Source organism: Paenibacillus terrigena DSM 21567 (assembly GCF_000374845.1).
Classification (GTDB): Bacteria; Bacillota; Bacilli; order Paenibacillales; family Paenibacillaceae; genus Paenibacillus_K; species Paenibacillus_K terrigena.
In genome coordinates, this window is record NZ_KB895413.1 from 25,031 (window position 1) to 45,280 (window position 20,250).

The following is a 20,250-nucleotide window of genomic DNA, read 5'->3' on the forward strand; positions in this document are numbered from 1 at the left end:
ACCATTTGAAGTAATATCCATGTGGGATGAATTCCATTACGAAGTCATGGAACGAATCTAGGATCTACGACTACGGCTCTCTCTTTACGGGGAGAGCATTTTTGTTTTTTTTGGCTAATAATAGCGTATTGGGAGGTAACTTATGGATACATCGAACTTTAATCAAGTGCTTGTCGTTGAAGATGATGCGAACATCAGACGATTTGTCACGATAAACTTGATAAATAACGGATTTGTTGTGCATGAGGCCGCATCGGGTGATGTGGCGGTACAGAACTTCATAGCCAATAGACCGAATATCGTCGTTCTGGACATAATGCTGCCAGATATTGACGGTTTTGAAGTCTGCAGAAGACTTCGGGAGATCGATCCAGCGATCGTGGTTGTTTTCCTGACGGCCCGAGGCCAAGATTTGGATAAGATCAAAGGGTTGGAAATGGGTGCGGATGATTACATTGTCAAACCGTTCAACCCATTGGAATTGGTCGCGCGAATCCATGCGATACTGCGCCGGATGCAATTAGCCTCGCAGCCCCAGAGGCAGGTGCTTCAATCTGGGCCGATTCGGATCGATCTCAGTGCGAATAAGCTGTACAAGCATGACATCTCCATTGAATTGACGCCGAAGGAATTCCAGATGATCAGAGCCTTCCTCGAACATCCCGATACAGCATTATCGCGCGATGAATTGTTGAACCTCGTTTGGGGAGATGACTACGTTGGTGATCCCAAGACGGTTGATGTACATGTCCGCAAGTTAAGGGAAAAGATTGAAGATGATTGCTCCAAGCCGTATTGGATTGAGACCGTGTGGGGACTCGGATATCGCTTTAGAAAGGAAGGTCCGTGAATTGGGTATTCAGCGAAGATTGGTGGGTAGTTACCTTCTGGTTACATGTATTACGGTACTCATTCTGGAAATTTTCCTATTGGTCTCGGTGAAATATTACTATGATCACAATGTCGAGCGGTTTCTCATGAATCAAGGGGAATTATCCGCTTCTTTTTTTCAGCAATATTTCGCCGATGAGGACGTAGAGAAGCAATCAGAGCGTTTATTAAAAGGGTTCGCACACAATTCGGATGCACAAGTACAGATCCTAACTGCATCGGGGAACCTTCTTCAAGACTCCACAGGACTTCAAAGCACGAAACTCCTGATTCAATTTCAAGATGTACTAACTGCTTCTCAAGGTGTCGTCGGCCGCTGGAAGGGGACAGAGCCTGTCACCCAGGAGCCTATTCTAGCCGTGTCGTTCCCCCTTATTGCTAAAGACAAAACCGTAGGTATCGTTCGATTTGTGACCTCCTTGACCGAGACGAATCGTACCGTGAACCAAATTTCAATGATCCTCATTGTTGCTGGCATGATCGTGATTGTGATGGTAACGTCGCTTAGTGTGTTCTTGTCTCGAACGATTACGAAGTCGATCAAAGATCTCAAACGGGCTGCTGACCGAATGAACGAAGGAGACTTCTCTGTAAGGGCTCATATTCGATATCGAGATGAACTCGGATCTCTTGCAGAGACATTGAATATGATGGCATCCAAAGTTGTCCAAAATGAAAAGCTTAAAAATGAATTCATATCCTCCGTTTCTCATGAACTCCGCACGCCTCTTACATCGATCAAAGGTTGGGTCATTACCTTGAAATCGAATGGAGGGGAGAACAAGCCTCTTCTTCTTGAAGGTCTTGATATTATGGAGTCAGAGAGCGAACGGTTAACGGACATGGTCGATGAATTGTTGGATTTCTCGAAATTAGATAACGGAAGAATCACATTACAACTTGGCCCGATCCATGTATCCGAATTCTTGCATCAAATCGGCAAACAGCTTGCTCCACGAGCTGCACGGCAGGGGGTTAAGTTCGAAATCGAAGCTGAAGAAACATTGCCAGTCATTCAAGCTGATTCGAATCGGTTGAAGCAGGTCATGCTGAATCTGATCGATAATGCCTTGAAATTTACAGATCCTTATGAGCGTATTCTTATACAGGCAAGTTCTGTACAAGGAGGAGTTGTCATTTCCGTTCAAGATACTGGTTCAGGCATCGGGGAAGAGGATCTGGAAAATGTAAGGAATAAGTTCTATAAAGTGGATAAGCATGCGCCCGGCAGCGGCCTGGGTCTCTCTATTTCGGAACAGATCGTTAAGTTGCATCATGGTGAATTGAGAATTACGAGTCAGATCGGCGTGGGAACGACGGTGCAAATCTTTCTGCCGTCAAATTTAACTATTTCATAACCTCTTTATTCGCTTTCGTAGATAGAATAGGAGATAACAGTAACAAGAGGAGTAGGATATCATCATGCTCAATAGATTCATACGGCAAGGTATCATGTTCACTGGATTATTGATGATTGGAGGATGCGGGGTTCCTTCGATGCCTGCGGATTTGATTAAACCCCCATTAACGGGAGAAAGCATGCAGCACGACAAAACCACGCAAGAATTGTTCAGTCTATTACCGGTTGAAGCACAAGTGCAATCCCCGATCCAAGGGAAACAAGGGAATGATATCTCTTATGGAGATATGGATGGAGACGGCGTTAATGAAGCAGTAGTGGTGTATGAGGAGCCGGGAACCAAAGGAAAAATGCTAAAAGCCGCGGTGTTCAAGCAGCATAATGAAGAGTGGCGCATTATTTCGGAAATGAAAGGGTTTGGCTATGGCTTGGAATATGCCGGGTTTCCAGACCTCAATCATGATGGTCGATCCGAGCTCGTATTAAGCTGGTCTCTAGGAGCTGCTGGCAATGGCATGGATATATATGAATGGAGCGACAATGCACTGAAGCTGCTGTCTAAGCAGGAGTATCATGGCAAACTGGAATTCGAATAATCGTCGTCACGTCGGACAGAGCATGGCGTAAGAGTAAGGGGTGTTGTGATATTGAGCGGTAAATCCAGAGGCCGCCCAGATTTTCTGCTTCTATTCGTAACGATTGCGCTTGTAGGATTCGGTTTACTGATGATTTTTAGCGCGAGCACGCCGATAGCAATGATCAAACACGATAGTCCGTGGCACTATGTTATGAAACAAGGCATATTTGCGCTCATCGGATTATTTGTGATGCTCTTTTTTATGAATATTCCTTATCGATGGTGGAAAAAAACAGCGCCTTTCTTGCTGCTGTTCGCCTTAATCGCGCTTATTCTGGTATTAATTTTCGGTGTAAATATAAATGGTGCGAGACGCTGGTTCGTGCTCGGCGGGTTCAATCTGCAGCCGGCAGAGTTCACAAAGCTATCCATGATTGTCTACTTGTCAGCGATTATTAGCAGAAAAGGTGAGCATATACGGAAGTTCCGAAAAGGCCTGCTCCCGATTTTCATCATGATTGGTATCCTGTTGCTGCTTGTCATGAAGCAACCCGATTTTGGTACCGTGTTAATTCTACTCTGTATAGCCGCGACGATTATCGTAATTGGCGGCGTTGATCTTCGTCACATCTTTCTGTTAAGTCTTGGACTAATCCCGGTCTTTATCTATCTTGCTGTAAGTAAGAGCTACCGTCTTCAGCGAATCACCTCTTTTCTAAATCCAATTGATAACCCGCAAGGATCGGGATATCAACTTATTCAGTCTCTTTATGCGCTGGGTCATGGAAGTATGACGGGGACGGGACTCGGGAAGAGTGTGCAAAAGTTATTTTATTTGCCTGAAGCACATACCGACTTTATTTTTGCAGTGGTTGGGGAGGAATTCGGTTTCGTAGGCTCATTCGCATTCATCATGGTCTTCTTCCTATTTATCTGGCGAGGGATCAATGCGGCCCTGAAGAGCGACGATCCCTTTGGGATTATGCTGGGAATGGGTATCGTTATGATGATATGTATTCAATTTCTGTTAAATATCGGTGCTGTTACAGGGAGTCTGCCGATTACGGGAGTGCCGCTACCCTTCATCAGTTATGGCGGTTCTTCATTGATATTGTGCCTGGCGAGTACGGGAATCCTACTAAGTATATCTAGGGACAATCATCGGAGACGTCAAGCGAGTGAATTCAATACGAGATAAATAGAGGTTATCAGATGAGTGTTATGCAAAAAATTAGAAATCTAGATTCAATCACAATCATCGTTATGGTGTGTCTTGTTACTATTGGGACGATAGCCATTTATGGAGCAACGACACAGACGAATTTAGAAGGGTTGGAAATGAGTAATGTAGTGCTGTTCGCGGCTTTCTGCGTTCCGATGCTAGCAATGGCGTTGCTAGATTACAAGCTATTGGTCGGCAAACTATCCTATATTTTCTATGGATTTGGCATCGGAATGCTCGTTCTTGTGAAATTTACCGGAGAGAATATTAACGGTGCGGTGCGATGGTTAAGTATCGGTCATTTCCAGCTTCAACCCTCGGAACCTGCTAAAATATTTACGATTTTGTTGATTGCGCATTTATTGAGCAAGAGGGAAGGCGAGAAGCTTCGATTGATTCAAGATTTATTGCCCATCGGCATAGTTTTCGCCATCCCAACGATTCTCATTATGCAGCAGCCTGATCTAGGGACATCGCTTGTTTTTGTTGGCGTTCTCCTCAGTATGCTGTGGATGGGGAACATTCGAGCAACCTATATGATACTGTTCTTGAGTCTTGTGGCTATTGTAGTCGGTACGATTTTATGGCTTTATTATGCGAATTTCGAATTATTGTCCAAGATTGTTGAGCCGCATCAAATGTCGAGAATACAGACTTTTCTAGACCCCACTTCGGATCCAGATAAATCTTGGCATGTGAAGAATGCGATGAATGCGATCGGTTCAGGCGGATTGAGCGGCAGTGACGGAGCATATTTACGGAAAGGGTTCATTCCTTATGCCTATTCCGATTCGATCTATGTTGTAATCGGCGAAGTGTATGGGTTCGTAGGTTCGGCTGTGCTGCTGCTGTTATACTTTTTATTGATATATCGTTTAGTGCATATTGTGATGGAGAGTAGAGATTTAGCAGGCTCCTACCTCGTCATTGGGCTGATCGGCATGTTTGTATTTCAGATTTTCGTTAACATTGGCATGCATATCGGTCTGGTGCCCTTAACGGGGATATCGTTGCCATTTATAAGTTACGGAGGCAGCTCCCTCCTCAGTAACATGATTGCTATCGGGCTCGCGCTCAGTGTCAAAGTCCATCGCAATGTGATCGATCTCGCGTAATACGCAGCTGATCATCGACGTCGTGCCTGGCAGAGGGGGGATGTTCTCCCTTGAAGGGCAGAAGGTCGTACTGAAAATTGAAAGTTGTCGAGATCCCTGTGGGTGCCTTTTATGGCCCGACAGGGATTTTTTGTATTTTTATTCGAATTTTTGATAGTAAAATATACAATATTTTAGTAAAAATAAATTGACAACAAACATATTAAGAGTATATTTTTAAGTAATATTATTCCAAAAAACATATTAAATTGAATTTATAGAGTCTGAATTGATCGTTTTCAATCGATGAAAACCAAAACAATCGAAATATTCAGTAAAAATTTATTAAAAACATAAAATTTGAAGAGATATTGACAGCGTATATTTATTATACTATATTTACCTGTAATACAGGTATACAGTTATATAGTTTGATTGCATTCGTCATAGATCGTATAACTTCAACTGTACTAATTCTAAAAAAATTGGGGAGGTTTTCTAGAATGGTTCGTACAAAGAGAATGGCTTTATTCGTTTTAACATGTGTTATGCTGACCTCGATGGTGATGTCAGGTTGTGGTTCATCTTCTAAGGACAGCAATGACAGCGCTTCCAAAGGCGGAGGTACCGTCACGCTCAAGATGATTGAAAGCTTGACTAGTCCGGAAAGGACGGAAGTACTAAAGAAAATGCTGGGTGAGTTCGAACAGCAGAATCCTGGTATTAAAGTCGAACTGATCTCCCCACCGCTGCAAAACGCAGATACGAAGATTGCAACGATGCTCGCCGCAAAAGAAGATCTAGATGTGCTTGAGGTACGCGATATTACGGCAAAGCAGTTTGTAACCAATAAATTCATTGAAGATTTGAAAGCGTATACAAGCAAATGGGAAAACTATAAGACGTTGAATGACAGTGCGAAGATGTCGGCGAATTACATCGACAATACACCATATTACATCCCATATGGTCTGTATCAGAAGATCTTATTCTACCGTAAAGATTTTTTCGATGCGAAAGGGTTGACCCCGCCGGCAACATGGCAGGAAGTGTATGAGAAAGGGAAGGCCCTAACAGATCCTGCTCAAAACCGTTATGGCTATGCTTATCGTGGCGGTGCAGGTGGCGATAACTTTACGCTGATGATAACTCAAGCGTTCAACGCAGATCAGATCAATCCGGATGATTCGATGTTCCTCAAAGACGGGAAAACGATATTCTCAACGCCAGAATCCAAGCAAGCCATGGATTTATTCACAAAAATTTATCAAGAGGCTTCTCCGAAGGATTCAACGAACTGGGCATTCTCGGAAACTGTGGAGAGCTTTGTTTCGGGTGTAACAGCGATGTTGATCAATGATCCGGACGTCATCGCCGTAACCAAAGAGAAGATGAAAGAAGGCACATGGGCTACGGCACCTATCCCGCTCGGTCCAACAGGGAAAGCACCAAGGTTTGTAGGCGCGGCGGGCTGGGGAATGACTTCCTACAGCAAACATAAAGAAGAGGCTTGGAAGCTGATTGAATTCTTGTCGAATCCAGATCAGAATTTGGTCTTCGCGAAAGCCGTCGGATTGATTCCAATCCATACGACAGCTGCCGAAGATGAGTTCTTCAAGAAAGGCGCGTATCAACCATTCATTGATATGAATAGCAAATCGGATCAGTATTTTATGATGCGTGATGCAACAGATTATAAGGGCTATGGCGAGTCTAAGAAAATCGCAGTGGAAGATAATCAAGCATTGATTCTGAATCAACGTTCGGTCGACGATGTCTTGAAAAACTGGGATAAATATTGGACGGATCAAAAAGCAAATCAGAAGAAATAAATGGAGCATTAAATAGGGGAGATTGGAGCATTGTCTCCAATCTCCGTCTTGGCATCGAGAGGAGGAAAGAAATGAAGAACACCGTAAAAGCGAGAAAACCTGTATCTAGTCAAAGTAAATTCATCTTCTTCTGTTTGCTTCCGGCTATTCTCATGGTTGGGATGTTTACGTTTTATCCGTTTTTTCGGGGCATTGGGATGGCTTTTCAGAACTATACCTTATTCGACTTAACGGACATCCACTTCATTGGGCTGGACAATTTCAAGACGATTTTCGAACAGCCGCAATTTCTGCAAGCATTATCCAATAGCTTCTATTGGGTGTTCGTATCTTTGATCTTTCAATTTGTCATTGGGTTTATTCTAGCGCTCCTGCTGAAAAAGCCGTTTAAGGGCAGAGGCGTATACCAAGGCTTTATATTCTACTCTTGGGCCATGTCTGGATTCCTGATCGGCATCATCTGGAGATGGATGTTGAATGGACAAATTGGTGTTATTAACGATTTGCTGTTAAAAGTGGGTCTAATCGAGGAACGCATCGGATTCTTGTCCGATCCGAAATGGTCGCTTGCTTCCGTCATCGTAGCGAATGTATGGTACGGTATTGCATTCTTTGCGATCATGCTGCTCGCAGCACTTCAATCGATTCCAGACGATCTGTATGAATCTGCAGGAATCGATGGGGCGAATTGGTTCCACAAGCTGTTCTACGTAACCATTCCGTACATTATGCCGACGATTATTGCGTCGACATTGCTGCGGGTGATATGGATATTCAACTTCCCGGATATCATCTATGCGATGACGAATGGGGGACCGGCAGGATCGACACATATTCTGGCGACATACATGATGGACAAAATCATGTTCGGCGGGGATTACGGTCAAGCCGGAGCGGCAGGTGTCATCATGATTATTCTCTTAGCAATGTATACCATATTCTACCTGACGGCGACGAAGTCTGGGAAAGGGGCTGACTTCTAATGAAACATCGGCTTCAGTCTCTAGGAATCTCTTTGAAGGTTCTTTTCTTGAGTTTGTTTTTGATCGTCATGGTCTTTCCACTCTACTGGATTACGATAACTTCGTTAAAGCCATCAGACGAGATTTTCTCTATCCCGCTGCAATATTGGCCGGCGCATATTACCTTTGACAATTTTATTAATATTTTCAATATATCTAATTTTCACATTTACATTATGAACAGCTTGATTGTCTCGCTGACGGCTTCACTGGTTGTGCTGATGATCGCGGTACTCAGTGCTTATGTACTGGCCCGATACCATTTTAAAGGAAATAAACAGATTATGTATGCCTTTTTCTTGACGCAAATGATCCCTGCATTTATCGGTTTCGCTCCACTGTATATCATGATGTCTCATTTCGGGCTGCTCAATAAGCTATATTCCTTGATGATCGTCTATACAGCGGGGTTAATTCCGTTCTGTACCATTATGCTGCGAGGTTTCTTCCAGCGGATTCCGTCAAGTCTGGAAGAAGCTGCGATGATCGATGGCTGCTCTCGCTTGTCGGCTCTACTTCGCGTGATCCTACCGGTGATGCTTCCGGGTATTGCAGCTACGTTTATTTTTGCCTTCGTTCAGAATTGGAATGAATTGTTCCTGTCCATTATGTTTATCGATCAGGAAAGCTCGAAGACGATTCCGGTGGCGATTAACGGGTTCATTACGAAGTTTAATATTGATTGGGGTCCGATGTCTGCAGGCGCTGTCTTATCCGTTATTCCGACGATCATTATTTTTGCGTTCTGTCAGAAAATGATCGTGGGTGGATTAACGCAAGGCGCAGAGAAGGGATAGTTCGGTTACAAGTGATATGTACTAGGGAAGGATGGAAGAACATGCGGGAACCCGTAAACCTGAACAAAGAGACGATCGTCGTGCATGATCCGCATGACGAAAGGCATTATGGAGCTGTATCGTTTCCAGTGTATCAGAATAGCCTATTTACCTTTAAAACACATGAAGAGTTAGAGACGGCACTCGCTCTTGAAGTCAGTTCAATGATTTATACGAGAGGGAACAATCCGACTGTGGCAATGCTAGAAGATAAGCTTGCGAAGCTGGAAGGCGGGGAACTGGCTCGTTGTTTCGCCTCGGGTATGGCCGCTATTTCCACAGCTATTCTATCCGTTATACGATCGGGCGATCACATTGTCTGCGTGGATGGTGCCTACGGGCCAGCGAAGAAATTTATGGAGCAGTATCTAAGCAAATTTAACATTGAGACGAGCTTTGTCGATGGGAAAGATATCGCGCAGATCGAAGCGGCCGTTCAAGAAAATACCCGTCTCATTTATTTAGAAAGTCCGACCAGTTTAACGTTTGAATTGCAGGATTTACGTGAGTGCGCTGTGCTTGCTGCAAGGATCGGGGCAACAACGATTATCGATAATACCTGGGCCACACCTATGTTTCAGAATCCGCTTCAATACGGGATCGATCTGGTCGTTCATTCGATGACGAAATACATCTCCGGTCATAGCGATCTGGTCGGTGGTGTTATTATTGGGTCGCAGAAGCATATGGATGAATTGTTCGCTAGCGAATTTCAGCTCTTGGGAGGGATTCTTCATCCGCAGAGTGCTGCTATTTTTATGCGAGGATTACGGACGCTGCCGCTGCGGATGCAGAAGCATGAGCAGAATGGGCTGCTAATTGCGGGTTACCTGAATACAAGGCCGCATATTATCCGTGTCAATCATCCCGGGCTTCCCGATCATCCGCAGCATGATTTATTCAAGACACAGATGCTCGGAAGCAACAGTCTGTTGTCTTTTGAAACAGATATCTCCATGGATAACATGAGACAATGGGCGAATTCCCTGCAGTTATTCCGTAAAGGGATCAGCTGGGGCGGTTACGAAAGTCTGATCTATATGAAGGAACTATCCGACGGTAAGTTTATCGTTCGCTTGTATATCGGCTTGGAGGAGCCTGATGATCTTATTCGCGATATGGAACAAGCGTTTGACAGCATCGGTTGTGGAATAAAGTAAAGAAGCATCAAAAAAAGTCCGGATGACAGCACGAGTTGCGTTGTCATCAGGACTTTTCTCATTTGTTCTCCGTGGGTACTTTTTGAATATTGCCCTCGATCGCATCCATTAGTAAGTTGAATTGTACAACAGCTTGTTTCTTATCACGGTTAGCTATGGCTTCAGCGATACATGGATGGAATGGGAATGTATCTGTGAACAATCTATTTTGACCGAGTGGAGCGGTCTCCCAGAATGTGTCGAACAACGTGGACATTGAAGTGATGATGCTTTGTAGAACTTTATTTCTGGATGCTTCATATATCGTTTGGTGAAAATTTTTGTCAGCCAGACGTGTAATCGGACCATCTGGATTGCTCCTAATCTCGTTCAAATAATGCAACATTCGTTCGATTTGTTCTTCTGTAGCATGTTCTGTTGCGAGTTCAACGGCGAGTCCTTCAAGAGCCCTGCGAACTTGGCAAGCTTGCAACAGTAGCGTTTTCTCATTGCTGACATCGATTTTGGTCGAGAAGCGGTAGGAAGAAGTATCATCGACGAAGACGCCCTTTCCGTTGACCATCTTGACAAACTCCATTGCTTCGAGAGATCGGAGGGCTTCGCGAATTGAAGTGCGACTAACATCGAGCAATTTGCTCATCTCTTCGAGTGAGGGAAGTTTGTCCCCTTTCTGCAGGCCATTCTCTTGAATGTAATGCACAATTTCTTGTGCTGCGATCTCATGCAGCTGCATCTTTTTAATTTTTTGCAACGTAAGGGTCCTCCTTATTTCTATACCTATCATACTGTATTATAGCTTAGTGTTAAAGATTAAGAAAGATCGAGTCTATTATATCTCCACTATGATTCAAGTTTTATTGCCCTACGATATGAATAAAAAAGGTGCGTCTAGGATAAAATTTCGTTCATATGAATCGCCAAAGGGAGATGACAGAATGAAGCATATTTCTTTCGAAGGACTTCGAAAGAACGTATCCATGCTGATTATGGGTTCCGACTTCTTCGAACCGGAGAACTTCGAAGAAGTTTGCAGGGTGCTCGACAGTTATGTTGCCATTGGCGGCAATACGATTGACACGGCCTATCATTATGGAGCTGGCAAGAGTGAGCGAGCGATCGGCATGTGGCTTGAAGCGAGAAAGAATAGGGGAGAGATCAATCTTCTATTGAAAGGCGCACATCCGAACAAAGACGGTCCCCGTGTATATAAAGCGGCCATTCGCGAGGAACTGCTGATTAGCTTAGATCGTGTTCAGACGGAACGTACTGAACTTTATGCTCTGCATCGTGATGATCCGAATCAACCGGTCGGTGCGATTCTAGAAACGTTGAATGAGCACCTCGAAGAGGGGCGGATTGGTGTGATCGGTGCGTCGAACTGGAGTGCAGCGCGCCTTGCCGAAGCGAATCAATATGCGGCAGACCATGGGTTGAAGGGCTTCTCATTTAGTAGTCCGAATCTATGCCTTGCGAAGGCGATGGAGCCATTCTGGCCGGGATGTGTGAGTGTCAATGAGGATATGCTAGCATGGCACGAACGCAGTCAATTGCCTATTTTGTCTTGGTCTGCATTAGGGCGGGGGTTCTTCTCGGGACGGTACACCCCGGAAGATCGCTCGAATGCTGATCTCGTGCGGATTTTCTACAATGATGCGAACTGGGAACGGTACCGTCGTGCGAAGGAACTAGGTGTGAAGAGAGGCGTATCAACGACGCAGATTGCATTGGCGTATGTGCTTAATCAGTCCTTCCCAACAGGCGCTATCATTGGCCCTCGCAACGATGCGGAATTGAAGTCATGTCTTATCGCGACGGAATTGGAGCTCACCAGGGAGGAGATCCGATGGCTGGATCTGCGTACAGAATAGGTGGTTTAGTTACGACACGGATTTGAGAGCACACTCTGAAATTCGTGTTTTTTGCTGATTATTCCCAAATATTTTGAACAAAAGTGATTGACGTGTAAGCGTATTCATAATAGAATGATCCTTGTAAACATTTGGGTGAAAAATCAATGACATTTTATACATTTTTGCCCGAATTTTTGGGCAAATGTTGGGGCGGTGATTGCGGATAATCAGGTGTTTGTGCCAGAACATTTGGGTATGATTTGATATTGCGCTTCCAGTACAATGGAAGGGTGCAGTTTGAAATCATTAATGAATGGCAAAAAAGGAGCATTGCAAGTGACAACTTTAAAAGATATAGCAGAAGCTGTCGGCGTGTCGATATCCACCGTATCCCGCGTCATCAACAGCGATGTGACCAAACATGTCAGTGAGGAGACAAGAAGCAAAATATGGCGTGCCGTTCAAGAGCTTGGCTATGCGCCGAATGAATCTGCGCGCAAGCTGGTTATGAAGAAAAATTCGGCTACGAAGCAGCCATCGATGCAAATCGGGTTCATCTCCTCTTGGACGCTATATTCAGCAGAGCAGGATCCGTTCTTCAACACGATTTTTGCCGGCATGCGAAAAATGCTCGAGGACTACGGATATACGTTCGCTTACGTGCTCACGTTCAAGGAACTTCGTAATGAAGTGACGCTACATAAGATGCTCAATGAGCATCGGGTCGACGGGGTGATCTTGTTTGGGGATGTCAACGAGGAGGATGACATTGTCCGCTTGATCCAGAAGCATATTCCGGCTGTCGTTGGTGTCATGTCGGATAGCCCAGACATTCAGAATATTAATTTCGACCATATCGCCGCTGCGGAAACGGCTGTTAACCATTTGATCGGGCAAGGCCATCGGGAGATTGGCTATATCGGCGGGCATGGCTGCGACGGGGATCTCGAGAGCGATGAGCGTTATATTGGATATAAGCTATCGATGCAGAAAGCCGGTCTGGAGATCCGTAAAGAGTGGCTCGTCAATACGAAGTGGGTCGTTGATCGGAGCTACAGCTGGATGCTGGAAATGTTGGAGCGAAGCCAAGGAAGGCAGCTGCCTACAGCCATATTCGGGGCCAGCGATCGATTGGCGCTTCCAGCCATGAGAGCGGCCATTGAACGGGGATTCCGCGTCCCGCAAGATATTGCGTTTATCGGCATCGATAATATTGAACTGTCGCAATATACTTCGCCGCCATTATCGACGATTCATGTGCCGAAATTCGAGCTTGGCATGACGGCGGTCAAAACGCTGATCGACTATATGCAGAGCGATTTCAAGCCATCCTTTCAGTTATTAATGCCGTATGAGCTTATTGTACGCCAGTCTTCAGACTATAAGAGGAATGAGTAAAGGCAGTCACGGGTCATAAGATCAGTCAACCAAGATGCCCGTCATTTCCTGTGACTATAGGGCAAACGTTATCATATTTTGTGCCCAAATATATGCGCCGCCACCGAATCGTTCAGGCGGTCGTGTCGTAGAGGTCGCACCAATACCCTATTTTATGAAAGAGGGTCGATGAATTCTTGGAACAAGTTACGCCTGATGTCCCAATCCACAAAGACCGAACCCGCACAGCATCCTCTCCGCTATTAAAAACGGTCAAACGAAATTGGGATTTATACTTAATGATTATTCCTGTAATCGCTTTCTTTGTGATATTTGCTTACCTTCCGTTATATGGCATACAAATCGCTTTCAAAGATTTTTCCGCATTCAAAGGCATCTGGGACAGTCCATGGGTAGGCTTCAAACATTTCGAACGCTTTTTTGACAGCTATTATTTTTGGCGGTTAATTCGCAATTCCTTCCTACTAGGTGTCTACTCCCTAGCGATCGGCTTTCCAATTCCAATTATCCTTGCACTTATGCTGAACGAGGTCAAATCGAACCGGTTCAAGAAATTCGTTCAGACGATTACTTATGCACCCTATTTTCTCTCCACTGTTGTGATCGTTGGGATGCTCTTCATCTTCCTCTCACCTAGAACCGGCCTAATTAATCATATCATTCAAGCTTTTGGTGGTGACCCGATCGCATTCATGACAAGTGCGGGATGGTTCAAGACCTTATATGTATTCTCAGATGTGTGGCAGACAGCGGGGTGGAGCTCCATCATTTATCTGGCTTCCTTGGCAGGCATCGATACGCAGCTGCATGAGGCAGCCAAAGTCGACGGCGCGACGAAGCTGCAGCGTATCTGGCACATCAATATTCCAGGCATTATGCCGACTATCGTCATTTTGTTGATCTTGAATCTCGGCTCGGTCTTAAGCATCGGCTTCGAGAAAGTGCTCCTTATGCAGAACAACTTGAACATGTCAGGCTCGGATATTATATCAACGTATGTCTATCGCAGCGGGATATTGGATGCGCAATACAGCTTTTCGACTGCTGTGGATCTATTCAACTCAATCATTAATTTCGTCTTGCTCGTCACGGTCAATTATGTGGCTCGTCGAGTGAATGATACCAGCTTGTGGTAAGGAGTGAAATAATGCTATGGGATTGCAAAGCCGTGGAGACCGTCTGGTCGAGATTATCATTTATATCCTGCTCGCGCTGATCGCCGCCGTTGTCATTTATCCGTTGGTGTTTGTACTAAGCGCCTCTTTTTCCAAACCGGATTTTGTACTGCGCGGCGAAATGTGGCTGTTGCCGAAAGGCATTAACTTGGATGCGTACTCGAAAATTTTTCAGAACAAAGATTTGTGGATTGGCTACAGAAATACGATTGTATATACGCTCGTCGGAACATCGATCAATCTGTTGATGACCATCCTTGCTGCTTATCCGATGTCTCGCAAAGATTTTGCAGGCCGGAATTTCGTAATGGCGATGATGGTGGTCACACTGTTCTTCAGTGGCGGTCTCATTCCGACGTATCTGCTGATCAAAAAACTGCATATGCTCGACACGTTCTGGGTGATGGTGATTCCGAATGCTGTATCGGTCTGGAACATTATCATCATGCGTACGTTCTTCCAATCCAGCATTCCGCATGAAATCCAGGAGTCGGCGATGATCGACGGCTGCGCCAACTGGCAGATTTTGATTCGGATCGTGCTCCCGTTATCAATGCCTGTCATTGCGGTTATGATTCTGTTCTATGCTGTCGGCCACTGGAACGCGTTCTTTAATGCCTTGATCTATTTGAATGACAAGGATAAGTTCCCGCTGCAGCTTATATTGAGGGAAATGCTCATTCAGAACTCGATGAAGGATATGGTGAAGCTGACGCAGGAAGCGGTCGCGAAGCAGGCGATGAGTGTGGAAGGGATCAAATATGCCATTATCGTAGTGGCCAATTTGCCGGTATTGCTGCTGTACCCGTTCTTGCAGAAGTATTTCGTGAAAGGCGTAATGATCGGGGCGTTGAAGGGTTAGTCATCGTAAGACCATATGAAAATATTGATGGAGGGGTATCGACATGAAAGGAAGAAAGTTCAGTCTACTACTGCTCGTACTTACACTAATGGTTTCGTTATTTGCAGGCTGCAGCGGAGGAGACAATACGGCCGCGGAGAAGGGCAAAGATACAGCAAAAGGGACGACCGATACGGCATCGGATAATGCGACAAAGGAAGGTTTCCCGATCGTCAAAGATAAAATTACGATCAAAGGGTTTGGTTCCAAGCTGTATGACTTTGCTGACTGGAATACGCTAAAGCTGTGGCAGGAATACGAGAAGATGACGAATATCCATATTGACTGGACTGTTGCATCGCAATCGAACTTGAAGGAGAAACGCAATATCGTGCTGGGCGGTGGTGATTTGCCTGATATGTTCTTCGCCGCAGCGATTCCACGAGCGGACTTGATTAAATATGGTCAAGAAGGCGCGTTCCTGAAGCTGAACGATTACATTGACCAGTATGCGCCGAACTTTAAGGCCATTATGGAGAAATATCCGCTTGTGCGAAAAGCAATTACGATGCCGGATGGCAGCATCTATGGGATGCCGACGATTTACGATCCGGAATTTAAGTCACTGTTCTACGGCACGCCGTGGATGAAGAAGGAATGGCTTGACAATCTCGGCTTACAGGAGCCGACAACGCTTGACGATTTCTATAATGTATTGAAAGCGATCAAGGAGAAAGATCCGAACAAGAACGGCAAAGCTGATGAAATCGGTTGGGGCAGCGGATATGGCGCAGACGGACTCATCAGTTTCCTAAAGGGCTCGTTCGGCCTTGGGACCCACGGTTCTACACATCCTTATGTGGATACGGATCCAAGCAGCGGCAGCTTGCGCTTTATTCCGACGGATACGCGTTACAAGGAATTGCTCGAATATGCGCACAAGCTCTATAAAGACGGATTGCTCGACAGCGAGTTGTTCACGTTGAACGGTAAAGATACGGAATTTACGTCCAAAGCTTCGACCGGCGTGTACGCGTTCCTTGATAGTGTAGATCCATCGGCGGTATTTAACCAAGAGGGGTACATTGGATCACCGGTGCTCGAAGGTCCGCATGGCGACCGGATCAATACGATGCTTGGTTCTCCAGTAGGTGGGCTTGGTATGTTCGTATTGACGGCTAACAACAAGTATCCAGCTGAAATGGTCAGATGGATGGACCATTTCTACAGCGATGAAGGGGCCAAGATGTTCTTCCTCGGTTGGAAAGACTTGACGTACAAAGAAATGCCGAACGGCGAGTTCGAATATACGGATGAAATTACGAAAAATCCGAAAGGCCTGACCCTTGATCAAGCAATCAGCCAATACTTGATGTGGCCGGGCGGTTATTATCCGGGCATCGTGAAGCAGAAATTTTTCAAAGGTGCGGAAGGGCGTCCAACCTCAGTCGACAATGCGAAGAAAGCTGAGCCGTTCACGATCAAGATCGACGACGTGTGGCCATCGTTCAACTATACGGCTGAAGAGACCGAAGAGCTGACGACGATTGCCAACGACATTACGACGTATGTAGGCGAAATGAGAGACAAGTTCATAATCGGCGACGAATCATTAGACAAGTGGGATGAATACGTTTCGACGATCAAAAAAATGAATCTGGATCGCTACATGGAAATTTATAAGCAAGCGTACGACCGTTATATGAGCGATAAATAATGAATAAGGACGGAAGCCGACGCGGGAGGGTGTTGAAATGGGTATCGAAGTGGCACAAAAAAACGCAGCAAGATTGAAAGATGATTTAAATCTGATCTACCGGGATATCGAATCGCTTCCTGTGTTTGTAAAAAGCGGCGGGGTCGCCGCGATCGGCAGCGAGGCGTTCTCCGTGCTCGTCGCACCGGAGTCGAATCCAATCATCGCAGCAGCGCGATATGGTCAAGGCCGTGTCGTTGCGCTCGGCAACGAGTCCTATTTCGATCTTGCCAGCTCCGATGCTGTATGTGGTACGCTTGCTCGAAATCTATTGCTATGGCTTACGGAGGATACAGGCGTATATCGCCATGCATTGGAAGGCAGAGGAAGCTTGATGCTCGCAACAGCATTGGACACACTCGCGGTAGACATGGCACTTCCGATCGGGCCGATTCAGCTCGACAATGGAGCATTGGCCGATCTTGATCCGATTCGGTATCCTGTCGCGTATGTGGATGCTTCCATCAATGACGCAGATGTGCCTGTGCTTGCTACCTATGTACGCAATGGTGGAGCACTCATCGTTGCTCAAAAAGGTTGGAAGCTCTGTGCATCTCCTGCAGAAGCGTTCAGTTCACGCGCTGTTGGACGGCCTAAGAAGCTGGGCGATTATCCGCTGCAAAAGCTGTTGTATGAATTTGGCTTAGTTCTACTCGACAGCGTCGCACAGTGGTACGTGCGGCCCACTGATAAGCTGCCGAGGCTAAGCGGTGATCAAGCGATCCATACGCATGTGATGCAGCTGTGGGAGCAGATGGCGGCGATCGAAAGCGGCGTATTGTCGTTCGAGCAGCTCGGGATCGGCAAGCCGGATGCAAGCGTCGAAGACAAAGTGCGGGTCATGACAGCGATTGTCGATGGCGTCGTTCGCGCACTACCCGGCGATGCGCCGCTGCTGCGGACCATTCGCGAGGAAGCGGCCGTCATCGAGCCGGTCGCACTGCCGCTGGATCGAGCGAAGCTGCCCTATACCGCGACGATTTTGTCCTATGCGTTCCAAGACGTTACGCTGGATCCGGACAACGTCAAATCGCCGTATGCCGACGTCTTTCCACGGGCTATCCGCGAAGATGCAGAAATCGTAAACGATCAAGTCGTAGAGATTAATTTCGATTACTTGGATTTAAGCTATATGCGCATGCTGAGCGCGCCGGAGAATTGGCACAGCACCGGCCTATACGCACCGGCTGGCAGCATAATAAGCATCGTCGTTCCAGAAGATGCGGGCCACCTGCAACTTGACGCGCAAATCGGCATCCATACCGACAATCTGTGTGATAACCCCAAATGGGACCGCGCTCCGATCGTTGCGTTGAAGGAAAGACTTCATCCGGGCGTCAATCGCTTGAATAGCCCGTACGGAGGGCTCATTTACCTCATCCCGAGGAAGTCCGAGGAGGGCGTTAGGTTAAGCGTTACGATCCATGGTGCAGTGCGCGCCCTGTATTTCGTACTGGGTCAGACGACCGATCAGGAATGGAATGATGCAATCAAGCATTATCCTGCTCCTTGGGCCGAGTTGCAAGGGAAACGGATCATCGTAACCGTTCCGGCTGCTGATGCACTGACGCTTACGCATCCGGAGCAATTGATGGCCAAGTGGGATGAAATCGCCGAACGTTACGATCAGTTGGTTGGTGTTGCGCAAGACCGGGACATTCCGCACCGAAGCCCGGATAATCCGCAGCGGCTCGTGGCGGACATTCAGATTAGCGCAGGTTGGATGCATTCCGGTTATCCCATTATGTTCTTCGAGGGTGTTACATCCAAGGAAGCGGTAGACGTGGATGTTATCCAGACAAATGCATGGGGTTTCTGGCATGAGCTCGGCCATAACTACCAGCAAATTCCGTGGTTCTGGGAGCCAATCGTCGAAGTGTCCGTTAACTTGCATTCACTTCATATTCAGCTCGCTTATGGCAACCGATCCAGGTTGTTCGAGACGGATAAGAGCGGGAAAACGTACTACGACAAAGCGATCGAGTTCGTGAACAGCGATTATACCGGTAAAAACTTCGAGCATACCGGCTTTTTCGAGCGACTCGTCATGATCAAGCAGCTGCAAATGGCCTTTGGCTGGCAGTTCTACACGAACCTACATGTTGCTTATCGCGAGCTGTCGAGGGAGCAGGTATCGATGGACGAAGATGAGGATGAGCAGCAGAAGATCGATCTGTTTGTGCTAATGGCTTCCAAAGTAAGCGGCTGCGATCTTGTAGCGTTCTTCGATCGTTGGGGATTCCCGATGACAGAGGAGGCGAGACAGAGGGTCGCCACGCTCCACTTGAATCCGCCTGCTTCTCCGCTTTGGACGCTGACCGAGCAAGCATAGGATTGGAATCCTGGGTGGGAGATCGGTATTGCAAGCCTTGGACTGCATCGGCTGATGTGAACGTATACGTGGATAGCGTTTTGTAACCTAGCGTGTAAAAGTGGTCCCGCCAAGACTTGAGCTTGGCGGGATTATTGATATGAGGGGCGTCAGAGGGAGGAGTAACCGATGCATGCTGCGAATCCTCGAACAGCTTTGGCGCGTCATTTCTAACGAATCGTAGCAGCCTTATTTGTGAGAAAAAGCGCTTAAATTCGGGCTAACGAACTCTAGTGACGCTATTGAACTCTTTTTGAAGGAAAAAGGGTGTTTTGACATCAAATAGAGCTTATGAGATTCGTTAGAATAAAAAACTATATGCTTTTGATGGAATAGGCATTCTTGAGTTCGTTAGCCGCTTCCGCACGCAGCTCAATTTACATTGGACGCCGCCGTACCCTAAAAAAGTAATTTTTTCAATCAAAATAAAGAAATTTTCAATCATTTATAAGTTCAAAATGAAAGCGAATTCAATTACAATTAGATGGAGATGATGTTAGAGGCTCGTAGGAGTAACTTTTTATAGGAATGGAGAGATGACAGGATGCATCGTGAGATCGTTCAAATTATTTCCCATAATGCTGTTATTGTGAAAGGCTCGAGCAACACGCAATTCATCGCATTCGGTAAAGGGATCGGATTTAAGAAAAAAGAAGGCATGATGATCCAGCAAGCGGATATTATCCAAGAGTATATGATGCAGCCGATTTCCGGTACAAAATCGATGTAAGCATTCGTAAAGAGACTGAAGCCAGCTACCTTGGGTTTAGTCTCTTTTTTGTTGGATTTTGGAAAAAGAGACGATTCAAGGGGCTTGAATTAGGTATATCAAATTGATTAGAATAGAATAAAAGGTATATTCTTT

The 20,250-nt window shown here is 46.0% G+C and carries 17 protein-coding genes and 1 pseudogene; 17 read left to right on the plus strand and 1 reads right to left on the minus strand.

The annotated features are described in order from the left end of the window. Positions 1-142 precede the first annotated feature (142 nt). The 10 genes and pseudogenes from C558_RS0104110 to C558_RS0104150 all read left to right on the plus strand — a co-directional run bounded on the left by C558_RS0104110 (position 143) and on the right by C558_RS0104150 (position 9,994). Complete coding sequence (locus tag C558_RS0104110; RefSeq protein ID WP_018754963.1) at positions 143-850, plus strand: response regulator transcription factor; 708 nt, start codon at positions 143-145, stop codon at positions 848-850. A 22-nt stretch (positions 851-872) separates the two neighbouring features. Further along, positions 873-2,249 (plus strand): sensor histidine kinase, encoded by a 1,377-nt coding sequence (locus C558_RS0104115; protein WP_245583749.1) that lies wholly within the window; start codon positions 873-875, stop codon positions 2,247-2,249. A gap of 64 nt (positions 2,250-2,313) precedes the next feature. After that, positions 2,314-2,847, plus strand: a complete 534-nt coding sequence (locus C558_RS0104120) for a hypothetical protein (protein WP_018754965.1) — start codon at positions 2,314-2,316, stop codon at positions 2,845-2,847. A gap of 45 nt (positions 2,848-2,892) precedes the next feature. Continuing rightward, entirely contained in the window at positions 2,893-4,026 is a 1,134-nt protein-coding gene (gene ftsW, locus C558_RS0104125; RefSeq protein ID WP_425413913.1) for a putative lipid II flippase FtsW, read from the plus strand. Between the two features lie 14 nt (positions 4,027-4,040). Next, positions 4,041-5,165, plus strand: coding sequence for an FtsW/RodA/SpoVE family cell cycle protein (locus C558_RS0104130; RefSeq protein ID WP_018754967.1), 1,125 nt, complete (start codon positions 4,041-4,043; stop codon positions 5,163-5,165). After that, positions 5,161-5,319 (plus strand): annotated as a pseudogene (locus C558_RS34590) (DUF779 domain-containing protein); the annotation flags it as partial. The gene C558_RS0104130 and the pseudogene C558_RS34590, both read left to right, overlap by 5 nt. Before the next feature lie 328 nt (positions 5,320-5,647). Then, entirely contained in the window at positions 5,648-6,976 is a 1,329-nt protein-coding gene (locus tag C558_RS0104135) for an ABC transporter substrate-binding protein (RefSeq protein WP_018754968.1), read from the plus strand. Between the two features lie 71 nt (positions 6,977-7,047). Continuing rightward, complete coding sequence (locus tag C558_RS0104140) at positions 7,048-7,959, plus strand: carbohydrate ABC transporter permease (RefSeq protein WP_018754969.1); 912 nt, start codon at positions 7,048-7,050, stop codon at positions 7,957-7,959. Continuing rightward, a complete protein-coding gene (locus C558_RS0104145) occupies positions 7,959-8,795 on the plus strand; it encodes a carbohydrate ABC transporter permease (protein WP_018754970.1) in 837 nt (278 codons plus the stop codon). The genes C558_RS0104140 and C558_RS0104145 overlap by 1 nt, the downstream gene beginning before the upstream one ends. Before the next feature lie 41 nt (positions 8,796-8,836). Beyond that, positions 8,837-9,994 (plus strand): trans-sulfuration enzyme family protein, encoded by a 1,158-nt coding sequence (locus C558_RS0104150; protein ID WP_018754971.1) that lies wholly within the window; start codon positions 8,837-8,839, stop codon positions 9,992-9,994. Positions 9,995-10,052: 58 nt separating this feature from the next. Here C558_RS0104150 and C558_RS0104155 read toward each other — a convergent pair whose 3' ends face one another. Then, a complete protein-coding gene (locus C558_RS0104155) occupies positions 10,053-10,745 on the minus strand; it encodes a FadR/GntR family transcriptional regulator (protein WP_018754972.1) in 693 nt (230 codons plus the stop codon). Between the two features lie 184 nt (positions 10,746-10,929). On the opposite strand from C558_RS0104155, the gene C558_RS0104160 reads away from it, so the two are divergent. From C558_RS0104160 to C558_RS0104190, 7 genes are all read left to right on the plus strand, one after another. Beyond that, entirely contained in the window at positions 10,930-11,862 is a 933-nt protein-coding gene (locus tag C558_RS0104160) for an aldo/keto reductase (protein WP_018754973.1), read from the plus strand. Between the two features lie 291 nt (positions 11,863-12,153). After that, a complete protein-coding gene (locus tag C558_RS0104165) occupies positions 12,154-13,242 on the plus strand; it encodes a LacI family DNA-binding transcriptional regulator (protein WP_211220738.1) in 1,089 nt (362 codons plus the stop codon). Positions 13,243-13,445: 203 nt separating this feature from the next. Continuing rightward, positions 13,446-14,378, plus strand: a complete 933-nt coding sequence (locus C558_RS0104170) for an ABC transporter permease (protein ID WP_051106839.1) — start codon at positions 13,446-13,448, stop codon at positions 14,376-14,378. Positions 14,379-14,394: 16 nt separating this feature from the next. Continuing rightward, on the plus strand, positions 14,395-15,279 hold the full coding sequence (locus C558_RS0104175) for a carbohydrate ABC transporter permease (RefSeq protein WP_018754976.1): 885 nt from the start codon (positions 14,395-14,397) through the stop codon (positions 15,277-15,279). Positions 15,280-15,322: 43 nt separating this feature from the next. Continuing rightward, positions 15,323-16,975 (plus strand): type 2 periplasmic-binding domain-containing protein, encoded by a 1,653-nt coding sequence (locus tag C558_RS0104180; RefSeq protein ID WP_018754977.1) that lies wholly within the window; start codon positions 15,323-15,325, stop codon positions 16,973-16,975. Positions 16,976-17,012: 37 nt separating this feature from the next. Further along, positions 17,013-19,346 carry a M60 family metallopeptidase gene (locus C558_RS30325; RefSeq protein WP_018754978.1) on the plus strand — a complete coding sequence of 778 codons (2,334 nt, stop codon included), beginning with the start codon at positions 17,013-17,015 and terminating at the stop codon, positions 19,344-19,346. 583 nt (positions 19,347-19,929) lie between these two features. Further along, positions 19,930-20,115: a CAT RNA binding domain-containing protein gene (locus tag C558_RS0104190; RefSeq protein WP_018754979.1), complete on the plus strand. Its 186-nt coding sequence runs from the start codon at positions 19,930-19,932 to the stop codon at positions 20,113-20,115. Positions 20,116-20,250: the final 135 nt, after the last annotated feature.

Excerpts from the sequence above, each read along its gene's own strand:
- C558_RS0104110 (WP_018754963.1), top strand. The coding sequence starts at position 143 with ATGGATACATCGAACTTTAATCAAGTGCTTGTCGTTGAAGATGATGCG.
- C558_RS0104120 (WP_018754965.1), top strand. The coding sequence starts at position 2,314 with ATGCTCAATAGATTCATACGGCAAGGTATCATGTTCACTGGATTATTG.
- C558_RS0104130 (WP_018754967.1), top strand. The coding sequence starts at position 4,041 with ATGAGTGTTATGCAAAAAATTAGAAATCTAGATTCAATCACAATCATC.
- C558_RS0104135 (WP_018754968.1), top strand. The coding sequence starts at position 5,648 with ATGGTTCGTACAAAGAGAATGGCTTTATTCGTTTTAACATGTGTTATG.
- C558_RS0104140 (WP_018754969.1), top strand. The coding sequence starts at position 7,048 with ATGAAGAACACCGTAAAAGCGAGAAAACCTGTATCTAGTCAAAGTAAA.
- C558_RS0104145 (WP_018754970.1), top strand. The coding sequence starts at position 7,959 with ATGAAACATCGGCTTCAGTCTCTAGGAATCTCTTTGAAGGTTCTTTTC.
- C558_RS0104150 (WP_018754971.1), top strand. The coding sequence starts at position 8,837 with ATGCGGGAACCCGTAAACCTGAACAAAGAGACGATCGTCGTGCATGAT.
- C558_RS0104160 (WP_018754973.1), top strand. The coding sequence starts at position 10,930 with ATGAAGCATATTTCTTTCGAAGGACTTCGAAAGAACGTATCCATGCTG.
- C558_RS0104165 (WP_211220738.1), top strand. The coding sequence starts at position 12,154 with ATGAATGGCAAAAAAGGAGCATTGCAAGTGACAACTTTAAAAGATATA.
- C558_RS0104175 (WP_018754976.1), top strand. The coding sequence starts at position 14,395 with ATGGGATTGCAAAGCCGTGGAGACCGTCTGGTCGAGATTATCATTTAT.
- C558_RS0104180 (WP_018754977.1), top strand. The coding sequence starts at position 15,323 with ATGAAAGGAAGAAAGTTCAGTCTACTACTGCTCGTACTTACACTAATG.
- C558_RS30325 (WP_018754978.1), top strand. The coding sequence starts at position 17,013 with ATGGGTATCGAAGTGGCACAAAAAAACGCAGCAAGATTGAAAGATGAT.
- C558_RS0104190 (WP_018754979.1), top strand. The coding sequence starts at position 19,930 with ATGCATCGTGAGATCGTTCAAATTATTTCCCATAATGCTGTTATTGTG.